Origin of the sequence: Adlercreutzia sp. ZJ176, from assembly GCF_011038975.1 — a bacterium.
Lineage (GTDB): Bacteria > Actinomycetota > Coriobacteriia > Coriobacteriales > Eggerthellaceae > CAAEEV01.
On record NZ_JAAKEC010000007.1, the window covers coordinates 39,369 to 53,489 of the forward strand.

General features: G+C 66.2%; 11 protein-coding genes. All 11 read left to right on the forward strand.

What is annotated here, in order from left to right; translation table 11 throughout:
- The first annotated feature begins 277 nt into the window (after positions 1–277).
- The gene (locus tag G7Y50_RS04920) at positions 278–2,665 is read left to right on the forward strand and encodes a molybdopterin-dependent oxidoreductase (RefSeq protein WP_165054513.1); all 2,388 of its coding nucleotides are present in this window, start codon (positions 278–280) and stop codon (positions 2,663–2,665) included.
- Between the two features lie 28 nt (positions 2,666–2,693).
- Positions 2,694–3,038 carry an oxidoreductase gene (locus G7Y50_RS04925; protein ID WP_165054510.1) on the forward strand — a complete coding sequence of 115 codons (345 nt, stop codon included), beginning with the start codon at positions 2,694–2,696 and terminating at the stop codon, positions 3,036–3,038.
- Between the two features lie 162 nt (positions 3,039–3,200).
- Positions 3,201–3,380 carry a hypothetical protein gene (locus G7Y50_RS04930; RefSeq protein ID WP_165054507.1) on the forward strand — a complete coding sequence of 60 codons (180 nt, stop codon included), beginning with the start codon at positions 3,201–3,203 and terminating at the stop codon, positions 3,378–3,380.
- 130 nt (positions 3,381–3,510) lie between these two features.
- Positions 3,511–4,569: an amidohydrolase family protein gene (locus G7Y50_RS04935; protein ID WP_165054504.1), complete on the forward strand. Its 1,059-nt coding sequence runs from the start codon at positions 3,511–3,513 to the stop codon at positions 4,567–4,569.
- Between the two features lie 60 nt (positions 4,570–4,629).
- Positions 4,630–6,108 carry a nitrate/nitrite transporter gene (locus tag G7Y50_RS04940; RefSeq protein WP_165054501.1) on the forward strand — a complete coding sequence of 493 codons (1,479 nt, stop codon included), beginning with the start codon at positions 4,630–4,632 and terminating at the stop codon, positions 6,106–6,108.
- A 161-nt stretch (positions 6,109–6,269) separates the two neighbouring features.
- Entirely contained in the window at positions 6,270–6,845 is a 576-nt protein-coding gene (locus tag G7Y50_RS04945; RefSeq protein WP_165054496.1) for a hypothetical protein, read from the forward strand.
- Positions 6,846–7,250: 405 nt separating this feature from the next.
- A complete protein-coding gene (locus G7Y50_RS04950) occupies positions 7,251–8,741 on the forward strand; it encodes a helix-turn-helix transcriptional regulator (RefSeq protein ID WP_165054491.1) in 1,491 nt (496 codons plus the stop codon).
- 324 nt (positions 8,742–9,065) lie between these two features.
- Positions 9,066–11,441, forward strand: a complete 2,376-nt coding sequence (locus tag G7Y50_RS04955) for a molybdopterin-dependent oxidoreductase (RefSeq protein WP_165054486.1) — start codon at positions 9,066–9,068, stop codon at positions 11,439–11,441.
- Complete coding sequence (locus G7Y50_RS04960) at positions 11,441–11,800, forward strand: 4Fe-4S dicluster domain-containing protein (protein WP_165054481.1); 360 nt, start codon at positions 11,441–11,443, stop codon at positions 11,798–11,800. The genes G7Y50_RS04955 and G7Y50_RS04960 overlap by 1 nt, the downstream gene beginning before the upstream one ends.
- Positions 11,801–11,923: 123 nt before the next feature.
- Positions 11,924–12,484, forward strand: a complete 561-nt coding sequence (locus G7Y50_RS04965) for a hypothetical protein (protein ID WP_165054478.1) — start codon at positions 11,924–11,926, stop codon at positions 12,482–12,484.
- Positions 12,485–12,691: 207 nt separating this feature from the next.
- Entirely contained in the window at positions 12,692–14,020 is a 1,329-nt protein-coding gene (locus tag G7Y50_RS04970; RefSeq protein ID WP_165054475.1) for a CynX/NimT family MFS transporter, read from the forward strand.
- Positions 14,021–14,121 lie beyond the last annotated feature (101 nt).

Below are 14,121 nucleotides of genomic sequence, written 5' to 3' on the forward strand. Positions count from 1 at the left end.
GCCTCCTATTCTGCAACCACTCGGAATTGTTTCAACTTCGTATGCGAAATCACTGCTCGCAGCGCGAGGAAGCGATCGGGTCGGCAGGAAGCTTCGAAAGCCTCCTGCACGCGGCTTGTTGCCCCCATGCACTTGAAAGCGTCGTATGCCGCGCATCCCTGGTCAAGGGCACGGAGGCAACAAGCCGCGTCCCGCAACGCGCTCGCTGCGAAAAGAGGGCTTAAACGAGGAGCAAGCACCCGAAGGAAACAGAAACGAAACTGAACGGAGGAGAACTATGTCTGACACGGTCGAGTACCACTGGGGCGAGACCAACGGCAAGCAGTACAAGCGCGGATCGCGCCTGCCGAAGAAGACGGACACGGTGCCCGCCGCACCCGCGGCCAAGACGCCGGACGTACCCTGGACGTGGGAGGAAGACGGCATGACCGTCATCCGCGGCACGGCGAGAAGCGCCCCGGGATGCCACAACGTCTGCGGCATCCTGTCCTACGTCAAGGACGGCAAGCTCGTGAAGGTGGAGGGCGACCCGGAGGACCCCTACAACCAGGGGCGCCTGTGCAGCCGCTGCCTGTGCATCCCCGACTACGTCTACCACGAGGATCGTCTCCTGTACCCCATGAAGCGCGCCCGCGAGGACCGCGGCAAGGACAAGTTCGAGCGCATCACGTGGGACGAGGCGTATGACATCATCGTGCGCGAGTTCAAGAAGGTCGCCGACGCCTACGGCGCCGACAAGATCGCCATGTGCCAGGGCACGGGACGCGACATCCACCAGGTGACGCGCCTGAACGCCTGCATGGGCTCCCCGAACGAGGGCGTGCCCTACTTCGCCGGCAACTCCTGCTACCTGCCGCGCATCGCGTCGATGGCCTGCATGCTCGGCGGATCGTGCGTCATGGACTGCTCGCAGTTCCTCCCCGAGCGCTACGACGACCCGCGCTACGTGGTGCCCGAGTACTGCATCATCTGGGGCCACCAGCCCTTCTACTCCAACGCCGACGGCTTCTACGGCCACTGGATCCTCGACCTCATGAAGCGCGGCATGAAGATCGCCGTGGTCGACCCCAAGCTCACCTGGATCGCGGCGAAGGCCGGCGAGGACTGGCTGCGCGTGCGCCCCGGCGGCGACGGCGCGCTGGCCATGGCCATGCTCAAGGTCATCTGCGACGAGAAGCTCTACGACCAGGACTTCTGCGACAAGTGGGTCTACGGCCTCGAAGCCGTCTGCGAGCGCGTGGCCGACATGGACCTCGACGACCTGTGCGAGAAGGCCTGGGTCGCCAAGGAGGACGTCATCCGCGTGGCGCGCACCTACGCCGCCTCCAAGCCCGCGGCCATCCAGTGGGGCGTGGCCCTCGACCAGCAGACCGGCGGCCAGCAGGCGGCGCACGCCATCACCGCCCTGTGGTGCATCACCGGCAACCTCGACGTGCCGGGCGGCAACGTCATGGCCGACGCGTGCTGGGGCATCGAGCAACCGAACTGGGTCGGCACGTGGGGCTGGGACGAGCTCATGACCCCCGAGGAGCAGGCGAAGCGCATCGGCATCGAGCGCTACCCCATGTTCGCCGTGGGCTTCAAGAACCTCTCCTCCAACGCCACCATCGAGGCGTGGCAGCGCGGCGAGATCCCCATCCGCGCGGCCTACATCACCACCAACAACTTCCTCGCCACCATGGGCGCGCAGGCCATCCAGCAGCTCGAGTGGTACAAGCAGCTCGACTTCTGCGTGGTGTCCGACCTGTTCATGACCCCGACCATGATGGCGCTCGCCGACGTGGTCCTGCCGACCGCCACCTACGAGGAGCGCAACGGCTTCGGCGGCCTCAACGCCTACCGCATCAGCTGCATCAACAAGGCCATCGAGCCCGTCGGCGAGACGAAGGCTGACAACACCATCTTCCTCGAGCTCGGCAAGCGCCTCACCGACGCCATCAAGCCCGAGAACAACGACATCGCCTGGCCATGGGACACCGTCGAGGAGATGTGGGACTACGCGCTCGAGGACGGCGGCTTCACGTGGGAGGAGCTGCGCGAGGCAACCTGGAAATACCCTGAGTTCAAGTACCGCAAGTACGAGACGGGCGACCTGCGCCCCGACGGCGGCCTCGGCTTCCGCACCGAGACGGGCCGCGCGGAGATCTACTCCATGGTGTTCCACCACACCTCGTGGTCGGGCCTCGACCCGCTGCCGAGCTACGTGGAGCCGGTGGAGAGCCCCTACTCCGCCCCCGAGGACGTGGAGGAGTACCCCTACGTGGTGACCTCCGGCGCGCGCGTGCCGCACTTCTTCCACTCCGAGCAGCGCCAGGTCAAGAAGCTGCGCGCCCTGCACCCCGACCCGCTGTGCTACATCCACCCCGAAACCGCCGCCAAGCACGGCATCGCCGAGGGCGACTGGATGTGGCTCGAGAACAAGCACGGCAAGTGCAAGTACAAGGCCGCCTTCGACGACGCCTACGACCCGCGCGTCATGCAGTGCGAGCACGGCTGGTGGTTCCCCGAGCGCAAGGACAAGGCCGAGGAGAACGTCGAGAACGAGATGGACGGCCTGTTCGGCGTGTTCGAGTCCCAGATCAACAACCTCGTGCCCTTCGACGCGGGCGTATCGGGATTCGGCTCCAACTACAAGTCCATGATGTGCAAGATCTACCGGGCCTAGGCACCGCAGTCGAGAGGAGAGAATAACCATGGCTTATCAGGGAATTCTGGTTGACGTCAACTACTGCACCGGCTGCGAGGCGTGCGTCTTGGCCTGCCAGCAGGAGAAGGGCTACTCCGAGAAGGAGTTCGGCATCACGATCAGCAAGCTCGGCCCCTTCCACATCGAGCCCGACAAGAAGCACTACGAGTACGACTTCATCCCCCAGTTCACCGAATGGTGCGACCTGTGCGGGGAGCGCCTCGCGAAGGGCAAGAAGCCGTCCTGCGTGCAGATGTGCCAGGCGCAGTGCATGGAGTGGGGCGACGTCGCCGAGCTGGCGAGCAAGGTCACCAGCCCCAAGCAACACGTCATCTGCATCCGCGAGGCTTAAAAGGCCCGCACCCGACAGGGAACCAGCCCGGGCGGCCCCATCATCCCCGCCGCCTGGGCTTTCCAGGGGACGCGCCAACCCGCCTCGCGCCGAATTCAAGCGCCAGGCCGCGCGGCCCCGCATAACGAGCGGGCAAGACGCCCGCAGAGAGGAAGGTACATCATGGGAATGGAAGACATCGTCGAGCGTCTCGACCACGTTGACGTGCGCGCGCCGCGCGAGTTCAGCCACACGGTCACCCCGCTTGAGCGCGAGCAGGGCCGCATCGACTGGCGCGTGCGCAACTCCGAGAACATGCAGAAGATGAAGACCCATACCATCAACGACATCTACCAGAAGTAGCAGAAGTAGCGCCCGCAGCGGCAATCACCAAGCAGCGCAGGGCGCGCGGCGAGGCGGCAAGCGCGAAGAAGACCGATGCCTCCGCCGCCTTTCGCAACGCGCTCCATCACATCCCAACAAGGAGGAAACCATGGCAGACAACAAGATCATCGACATCAACATGCACTTCTTGCCCACCGACCTCTTCACCAACGAGGAGGTGCTCAACGGGTTTCTGTACTCCGCCCCCATCACCATGGGCCTGAAGGCCTATCGCGGCAAGACCCCCGACGGCGCGAAGGACCAGATCGTGCTTGCCACCGAGGACGGCAAGGACATCCTGAACTACGTGGAGGGCGACTACACGCTCGAGACGAAGCTCAAGGCCATGGACGAGGTGGGCGTCGACATCGCCCTTTTGCGCATGCCGGTGTGGCAGGAGTGGCTGCCGCTCGACATGTGCAAGATCGTGAACGACCAGGCCGCCGAGATGTGCCGCCAGTCGGAGGGCCGCCTCTACGCCAACGCGGTGCTCCCGCCGTGGGGCCGCAAGGAGGACATCTACGAGCTGGAGCGCTGCCTGGGAGAGCTCGGCATGGTGGGCGTGCAGTTCGCCTGCAGCTACGGCGACAAGTTCCTCGACGACGAGCTGTTCAAGCCCTACCTCAAGGTGCTCAACGACAAGAAGGTGCCCTGCGTCATCCACCATACGCCCGGCCAGAACGCCTTCGGCAACTTCGCCGACTACACGCCGCTGCGCCGCGAGCTCGGCCGCATCCACGTGCAGGCCGCCGCGGTCGGCCGCGAGATCTACTCGGGCATGTTCGACGAGTTCCCTGACCTCAAGTTCATCCACACGATGTTCGGCGGCAACTGGTTCGCGCTCAAGGACCTGCTCGCCCCGCACGTGTCGGTGAAGAAGAAGGAGGCCATGAACCGCCTGGCCACCAACGTCGACCGCGAGGCGTACGACCGCTACCTGCAGAACAACATCTACTTCGACATGACGCATCCCATGAGCTGGAGCAAGGATCAGCTTGAGCTCGCCGTGAAGGCCTGCGGTGCCGACCACCTGCTGCTGGGCTCGTCGTTCCCGGTGTTCTACGAGTGGATGGCCCGCTCGGTGGGCTCGGTGAAGGCCCTCGACGTCACGCAGGAGGAGAAGGACCTCATGCTGGGCGGCAACGCGGCGCGCATCTTCAAGCTGTAATCACGTGAGCGAAAACGAGGGGCGTGCGTACGCGCGTCCCTCTTCCCAAGGAGGGGAATCATGAGTAATCCCAATGCTGCCGCAGCGGGCGCTGCGGCAAAGCCCGTCGAGAAGACCCCGTCGTACGCGTGGGCCTGCCTCGCCGTGTCGCTGCTGGCGGCCGTGTCCATCGTGTTCTCGTGGATGTGGCTCCCCGGCATCACGTTCCCGGTGTTCAAGAACTGGCTGGCGGCCAACAACCCGCTGTTCCAGAACCCGGCGAACTTCAGCCTGCTGTCCAACGTCATGGGCCTCGTGCCCATCGGCGCGCTCATCATGGCGCTTCCCACCACGTTCATCGTGCGCAAGTGGGGCGCCAAGGTCGGCACGCTCACCGGCCTCGCGCTCGCCATCGTCGGCACCGCGATCAGCGCCGCCACGGTCGGCTCGAACTTCTACGTGTTTTTGGCCGGCCGCTTCATCCTCGGCCTCGGCCTGTCCACCACGGTAGTCTCCGGCCCCACCTGCGTGTCCATCTGGTTCCCGGACTCCACGCGCGGCCGCGCCATGGCCATCTGGTCATGCTGGGCCCCCATCGGCATCTTCCTGTCGAACTTCGTGAACGACGGCGTCTACAACCTCGTCGGCCAGTCCATGAACAACCTGCAGTGGGTGTGGTGCGCGCTCATCGTCGTCGTCGCCATCGCGTTCGCCGTGCTGTTCCGCGCGCCGCGCGAGAACGAGCGCTCCCAGGTCTCTCCCGAGCGCAAGCCGCTCAAGGACGTGCTCGTGTACTTCAAGAGCCGCCAGCTGTGGTGCCTCATCATCATGTTCGTGATCTTCAACTACATGAGCTACGCGTTCTCCCAGTACCTCAAGACCTGGCTGCAGACGCCTGAGCTGCTCGGCGGCTTCGGCTGGGACGCCACCACCGCCGGCCTGTGGGGCGGCCTGATCTGCGCCTGCGGCGCGCTCGCGCCCATCGGCGGCCTGATCCTGGACAAGACCCCGCGCGACAAAAAGTACATCTGCGTGGTCGTGGGCATCATCGGCCTGACCATCTGCTCTGCGCTCGCCTTCAAGGCCGAGTTCTTCATCCCCTACGTGCTGTTCTTCTGCATCGGCAACATGATGCTGAACGCCTGCTGCCGCCCGCTCGTCCCGACCTTCGTGTTCAGCGGCGGCCAGACCGCCGTGGCCTTCGGCCTCTCGCTGCTGACGCTCGGCCAGTACGCCGGCCAGATCGCCACGAGCTACGTGCTCGCCCCGTTCAACGAGGGCCTCACCGCCGCCTCTAACGTGGCCATCAACGCCAAGGTCGCCGTGCTCGCCAGCGGCGGCACCCCGGCCGACTTCGGCCCCGCCATCGGCGCCGCCGTGCAGGAGGCCATCGGCCAGGGCATCCACGTCGACCCGATGCTCGCCTTCTGGGCGCTCGTGCCGGTCGGCATCGTGGGCATCATCCTGAGCCTCGGCGTGAAGCCGGCCAAGAAGCCGGCGGGCGCTGGCAAGCCCGAGGGCAAGCCTGAGGGCAAGCCTGAGGGCAAGCCGGCCGCGTAACACGCCGCCGCGCCACCTGCCCGGGCGCTGCCCTTCGCGAAGAGCAGCGCCCATCAGGGGCCGCGCCCATCCTCCATACGGCGCGCCCCGCCCTGCACGACCCCTGCGCCCCAGCGAAGCCATGCGACTCGCTGGGGCGCTTCTGCGAAGAGAGGACGAGCATGACCGAGATGCGCCGCGGCACGCGCTGCACGCCCTGCAGAGGATGCGGAAGGTGCTTCATGGCCGCCGATGCGGACAGCTTCGTGGCGGAAGCGGGAGCGCACGCCGCCAGCGACCCCGTGGCGGAAGCGGGAGCGCGTTTCACCTGCGGCGCCGGAGCGGAAGGGAAAGCGCACGCCGCCAGCGGCCTCGAGGCGGAAGCGGGATCGCACGCCGCCAGCGGCCTCGAAGACGTCGACGCGAGCACGGGCGCCACGAGCTTCGCCGACGCGGCTCGCAAGCTCGACCGAGGCGCTGCGCTGGCCCCGCCCGCGATGCCCGCTGCCCCGGGAGCAGCCCCAGGAGCCGCCCCGGCCGAAGCCTCCCTCGGCTCTGCCAGCGCCCCCGAGGCTGCCGCCCCCAAGGCGACGCAGCGCGCCCGCTCCCCCTTTGCCACCTTGAAGGCGGCTGACGGCGAAGTCGACGCCTCGACGGGCGCCACGCCGGGCGTGTCCGCCGCCTGCAGGGAGTTCGGCATGGGCGACTCCGCCGCCTTCGCCGCCTCCCGCGGCATCAAGCCCCCCGGCCAGGCGTAGCACGCGGCCACATGCGCACTCCGCTTGCAACCAGATCCTTCGACTCCGCGCCCTTCGGGCGCTCCGCTCAGGATGACATAAGGGGCGCGGACGCGATTGTACTCAGGATGACGTAAGAGGAGGCGCGGCGTGACGCTCCGCTCGGATGATAGCGAGGCACGACGTTCCGCTCGAGACGAGAAGAACTCCCCACGTGTCATCCTGAGCGAGCGAAGCGAGTCGAAGGATCCGGCCCCGAGAACGACGCGCCCGCATGCGACACTCAGCCGCAACCAGATCCTTCGACTCCGCGCCCTTCGGGCGCTCCGCTCAGGACGACATAAGGGCGCGAAATCGAGGGGACCCCAGACGCGCGGCCTGCGCTATAATCCTCGGTGCGTTACCACGAGGGGGAGGAAAGGCAGCATGACTGGCGTCGAGTCTGACGAGCAACGAGGCGTATCGGCGATGGAGCTTCTGGGCATGGTGGGGTTCGCCCTGCTCATGGGCTGGATGCTCGTGTCGTTCTACTGGCTGTTCTGCGACTTTCCGCCCGGCGTGCCCGTTGACGCGCGCGACTTCGCGCAGATGTGGATCTTCGTCGGCACGCCCGCAGGCTACGCGACCCTCCACGCGCTCGGCAAGCTGCCGCAGTTCAACCTGTTCGCGCTGCCGGGCATCGCGGTGGGGCTCGTGGGCAGCGTCGCTTTGCCCCTCATGGCGTTCGCCCTGTACGGCGGCGTGCACGCCCCGCTGGGCCTGATCTGCGCCGTGAACTTCCTCGCGGGACTGGCGTTCGCCTACCTCAACGTGGCATGGCTTGACGTGTGCAGCCGCCTGAGAACGCTCCAGTACGGCCGCTTCACCGGGCTCGCGTTCGCCGGCGGCGTGCTTCTGTTCGGCCTGGCGGCCATCTCACCCGAGACCGCCCAGCCCACCTTCATCCTCATCTACATCCTCTGCTCCACGGGCCTGCTCGTGTTCGCCAGCGAGCGCGCCGACGGCAACGCCGAGCGCGCGCCGCTCGAGTCCACGGCTGACACCTGGCGCTTCACCGCCGAGATCGAGCCTTCGTTCTTCATGTTCGGCGTGGTGTTCGCGCTCACCTTCGTGTACCTGTTCAACTTCGGGCAGACCTACGTCCTCGCGGGGCTTCTGTTCGCGCTGCCGGGCGGGCTGCTCATCGCCGTCCTCTCCATGCTCCACCGCGAGATCGGCATCACCTCCATCCAGCGCATCCTCACCTTCGTCACCGTGGCCGCCTGCATTGCCACGCCGTTTTTGGAAGGGTGGATGCAGCTGGGCTGCTCGTGCGTGGTGATGACCGCATGGGCGCTGTTCACGTGCGTGAACAGCGCGTTCATCGTGAAGAAAAGCGTGTCGGTGCGCGACGTGCCGCTGTTCCGCCAGGCTCCGATGCGCCTGTGCGTCACAGCGCTCGGGTTCGCCGCCGGCTGGGTCATAGCCACGGTGGCCACGATGGCCTTCGGCGCGCACGCCGAGGCGTTCACCACCATCCGCCTCGTGGTGGCCATCGCGCTCGTGGCCACCGTCATGGCGTTTCTGCCCGTGAAGAGCCACCACGAGGTCGACGGCAGCTCGCCGGACGAGAGCGACCGCGCGAGGGCGACCACCACGGTGGTGAGCGTGTCGATGAGCGAGGCGGAGCTCTTCGAGGCGCGCTGCGCGGCCGTGGCGAAGCTCTACCAGCTCTCGCCGCGCGAGTCCGACATCCTGAAGTTCGTGGCGAAGGGCCGCAACGCCGCCTACATCCAGGAGAAGCTCACCATCTCCCCGCACACCGTGAAGAGCCACATCTACAACATCTACCGCAAGCTCGACATCCACTCCCAGCAGAAGCTCATGGACTTCGTGGAGGAGTTCCCCCTCGACGCGGACGACATCGCATCACGCTAAGGGGACAATCGCATCACGCTTGGGCGCCATCGCGTCACACCGGGGGGCCTATTTACATCACCCCAGCTCAAAGCCTCATACCAACGTACTGATTCCTCTCTTTGCATACTCATGTGGCTATGGTGCGCACCAGCGGGCGTGCCATACTCACCGCAGCCTTTCGGGGGAAGGTCGCTCGGGGAAGACACCTGGGCGCCACGCTCCCCTGGCCGCGCGAGGCAGACACTCGCACGGCTACGAGGCTGGCGGACAGGACGCCGCGCCGGCCTCGCAAAGGACCGCCCGGAGCTCTCGCGCCGGGCGCACCATACGAGAGGAGTTGCGATGGTAGAAACCACAATCGAAGCCAAAGACCGCGACGATATTGGTACCACCAAAGAGGAGAACCAATTCAACTTCGGTGCTGGCGAGCGACCCGAGATGCAGGACTGGAAGCACCCCGGTGAGTGGCAGTACATGGAGGACGGCATGCTCGTCACCCGCACGTCCGTGTGGTCGGCCCCTGGCTGCCACGAGGGCTGCGGCGTGCTGGTGTACTCCGACCCGGAGACCGGCCGCTTCATCAAGTGCGAGGGCGACCCGGACGACCCGTACAACCGCGGCGCGCTGTGCCCGCGCTGCCTGGCCTTCAAGCAGGTCGAGTTCCACCCCGATCGCATCCTGTACCCCATGAAGCGCGCCGGCGAGCGCGGCGAGAACAAGTGGGAGCGCATCTCGTGGGACGAGGCGCTCGAGACCTGCTACAAGGAGTTCCGCCGCATCGCGATGACCTACGGCGGCGACTCCATCCACTGCCTGCGCGGCACCGCCCGCGACAACCAATGGCAGGTCGGGCGCATCGCGAACACGATGGGCTCGCCCAACGAGTACGGCTTCCTGTCCGGCACCGCCTGCTACCTGCCGCGCCTGTCGCTCATGATCATGACGTACGGCGGCATGCTCATCGCCGACTTCTCGCAGTTCACGGCCTTGCGCTATGACGACCCCGAGTGGGTGTGCCCCGAGTGCACCATCGTCTGGGGCTGCAACCCCACCATCTCCAACCCCGACTTCTTCATGGGCCACTGGGTGACCGACGCCATGAAGCTCGGCTGCAAGCTCATCTCCGTCGAGCCGCGCGTGACCTGGCTCGCCGCGCACGCTGACATCCACCTGATGCTGCGCCCCGGCACCGACACGGCGCTCGCGCTCGGCATGATCAAGGTCATCGTGGACGAGGATCTCTACGACCACGACTTCGTGGAGAAGTGGACCTACGGCTTCGACGAGCTGGCGGCGCGCGCCCGCGAGTTGTCGCTCGACGAGGTTGAGAAGATGACCTGGGTCCCCAAGGAGAAGATCATCGAGGCCGCGCGCATGTTCGCCAACGCCCACCCGGCCAACGTGGTGTGGGGCCTGGCCGTCGACATGCAGTCCCAGGGCACGCCCTGCGCTGCCGCCATCGCCGCGCTGTGGACGATCACCGGCAACCTCGACATCCCCGGCGGCATGTGCTACACCGCCGCCCCCATGGGCGTTGACCAGCCCTCCGCAGGCGCCTGGGGCATCTACGACCTCATCGACGAGGAGACGCAGAAGAAGCGCGTCGGCTGGAAAGAGTACCCGATGTACCGCTACGGCCTCACCCAGGCCATGCCGGACATGTGCCTCGAGGTGTGCGAGGCCGGCGGCGTGAAGGGCGTCTGGATCCAGACCTCCAACGGCATCGCCTGCATGAGCTGCGAGACCGACCGCTGGTACAAGGCCATGAAGAAGCCCGAGTTCATCGCGGCCTGCGACGTGTTCATGACCCCGACCATCCAGTCCTGCGCCGACATCGTCATGCCGGTCCAGACCTGGGCTGAGAAGCACTCCGTGCGCGCGCACTACTACTTCCTGTCCGCCATCACCGGCGGGTGCGCGGCCGAGGGCGAGGCGCTCTCCGACTGCGAGATCAACCGCCGCCTCGCGCAGTACTTCGACAACGACGACGAGTTCAACAAGGCGATCAACCGCCCCGAGGGCAAGCAGCACACCTGGCCGTGGGCTACCGAGGACGAGGTGTACGACGAGATCGTCAAGCCCTCCGGCTTCACCTTCCACGAGCTCATGAAGCAGGGTCCGGTGTACCAGAAGTACGTCTACAAGAAGTACGAGAAGGGCCTCATGCGCCCCGACGGCCAGCCGGGCTTCAACACCCCCACCGGCCGCATCGAGTTCTACTCCACGCTGTTCGAGGCGTACGGCTACGATCCGCTGCCCTACATCGAGGAGCCGGGCATCGGGCCGGTGTCCACGCCCGACCTCTACGAGGAGTACCCGCTCATCATGATCACGGGCGCGCGCACCACCTCGTTCTTCCACTCCGAGCATCGCCAGATCCCGTACCTGCGCCAGCTCACCCCCGACCCGTGGGTGCAGATCAACCCCAAGACCGCCGCTGAGCACAACATCAACGAGGGTGACTGGGTGTGGATCGAGAACCACCGCGGCCGCTGCCGCCAGCGCGCCCGCATCACCTACGAGGTGTCCGAGAAGGAGATCGCCGCGCAGCACGGCTGGTGGTTCCCCGAGCAGGACGGCGCCGAGCCGAACCTGTACGGCTTCCGCCAGTCCAACATCAACCAGCTCCTGGCGAACAAGCCCGGCCGCACCGGCTTCGGAGCTGACCTAAAGTGCACCCTGTGCAAGATCTACCGCTGCAGCGAGGAGGACCTGTAATGGCACGCAATGGTATTTTGGTTGACTATCAGTTTTGCACCGGCTGCTACTCCTGCGAGGTAGCCTGCCAGGCCGAGCACGAGCTGCCGCTCGAGCAGTGGGGCGTGAAGGTCATGCAGAACGGCCCGTGGCCCATCAAGGACGCCGAGGGCAACCCCACCGACCGCTACGTCTACGACTTCATCCCGTCGTTCACCCGCATCTGCGACCTGTGCGCCGAGCGCCTCGAGAAGGGCAAGCTCCCCTCGTGCGTGTTCCACTGCCAGGCTAAGTGCATGACGTTCGGCCCCGTCGACGAGCTGGCACGTAAGCTCGACGACAAGTCCGAGCAGTACCTGTGGGTCCCGCCCTGCGCCTAAAGCGCGACGACAACCCACCGCATGGCTGCCGCCCCCAGCCGAGATTCGGGCTTGGCTGGGGGCGCGAGGGGGCGCGCCTGCTTTCCGCCCCCTCTTCACGTTTCACCGCAAAGGAGAGCTCCCATGAAGATAGACGAGCTGAAAGCGCAGGTCGACGCCTCCCCCGTCGGCGACCGCGCAACCCTGCAGAAGATGTTCCTCTACGCCACCGCAGGCGGCGCCGTCCTGCCCTGCTTCGCCGCCTATCTCGAGCGCTCAAGCACCTACCAGGAGTTCTTCAACGAGATCTACCGAGACGAGAGCCAGAAGCGCACGCTTCTGTGGGCCGAGTGCGCCAAGCTCAGCCGCCGCAACTGGCTGGCCTTCTTCGAGCCGAAGATGCTCATCGAGAAGCTGCGCATGAAGACCGACGGCCTGCCCATCCAGATGGGCTCCGCAGTCATGCTCGCGCCGACGGGAAGCCGCGACAACATCGCGAACCTCTACGTGTTTCCTGCTGACGGCTTCAACCAGAAGGCCGCCGAGTTCGTCACCTCGATCGGCGGCAAGTTCACCGTGGCCGACTACGACTTCTTCGGCATCTACGGCCTGTACAAGTACCGCGGGAGCGTCATCTTGGAGGAGTGGCAGGTCGAGGCCGAGCCGACGTACAACCCCGAGCCTGAGGGGCCCTGCCGCCGATAGGAGGCGAGCAGCGGGAAGCAAGCGACGGCAACCGCAGACGGCTGCCCGCAGGAGCCGCTTGCAGGAAGCTCCCTGCGGAAGCCGCCCGCGGGGAATCGTCCGCAGGAGCCATCAGCTGATCAGAGCGCGCACGCGAAGGCGCGCCTCGCACGGAGAAGACAACGCCTGTATCTGTAACGCATACGTAAAAGAGAAAGGTTGGGGATCATGGAGGAGAAGGACCGCTCCGTCGTCAACAACAGAAAACCTCGCCCCATAGCTGAGTCTAACATCACGCTGAGAGAGGAGAAGACGCCCCCCTACGCCTGGGTCATCTGGCTGACCACGTTCCTCATCAGCTTCGCCGCGCCCATGGCGCAGTTCAAGATCGTATCCATCCCCCTGTACTTCATCTACATTCCCGGCGTGAGCCCCGCGGGCTGCTTCGGGCTCGACGCGGGCGGCTTCGGCATGCTCATGACCATAGTGTCGCTCATCGGCATCGTGCTGGCCTTCCCCGCCGCCTTCATCTGCCGGCGCCTGGGCCTGCGCAACACCATCGCGCTGTCGGCCCTCGGCGTGATCGCCGGCGGCCTCATCGAGATCGCAGGCGGCGACAACACCCTCACCATGATGCTCGGCCGCTTCCTGGAGGGCACGGGCATCGGGCTTGCGGGCGTGTCGGCCCCGACGCTCATCACGCTGTGGTTCCCTGACAAGACGCGCGGCATCGCGCTGGGGCTGTGGTGCTGCTGGGTGCCGCTGTCCATCACGCTCGACTCCCTCATCTGTCCGCCTCTGGCCGCGGCCTTCGGCTGGCAGGGCGTGTTCGGGTTCGTGGTGGCCTTCGCCACGGTGGCGCTCGTGCTGTTCTGGGTCTGCTACCGCGTGCCGGAGGGCGAGGGCGCGTCCTACAACGTCGAGGGCACGTTCACCGAGTGCATCCAGCTGCTGAAGAACGTGCAGATCTGGCTCCTCGGCCTGGTGTTCGTGGTGTTCATCGCCGGCCAGACCGGCATCGTGAACACGTACCTGTCCACGTTCCTGCAGAGCGCGCCGCCCGCCGGCTACGGCTGGACCGAGGCGACCGCCGGGCTGGGGCTCGCCGTGGTCACCGGCATCAGCCTGGTCGCCAACCCCGTCGGCGGCGGCATCATGGCGCGGCTCCCCCACCGCATGAAGCGCATCATCCCCATGGGCGTGGCCGTGCTCTACCTGTTCTGCTTCTACCTGATGTTCCAGACCGGCTCCGAGGCGCTCGTGTGGGCGGGCATCGTGCTCATGGGCATCTGCGCCGGCTTCGGCGGCGGCGGCCTGCGTCCCCTGGCGCCGGCCATCATGAACAAGTCGGCCATGGCGGCCACGATGGGCATGGCGGTGCTCCAGTTCGCGCAGTGCATCGGCAACTGCTTCAGCCCCATCTACGGCGGGCTCATCGACGGCGGCGCCACCTACTGGGACGCGTGCCTCTACACCATCGTCCCTCTGAGCATCGTCATGCTGGTGGCGGCCTTCTTCATCCGCCCTGGCAAAGACAGCCCCGTGCGGGACAAGTAGGCAAGGAGAGCGAAAGCAAGGGAATAACCCCTTGGGAGAGCCCGCCCAGGCCATCCCGAGGGGTTATTCCCCCATATGCCATCCTGCGCGAGGCCGCGGCG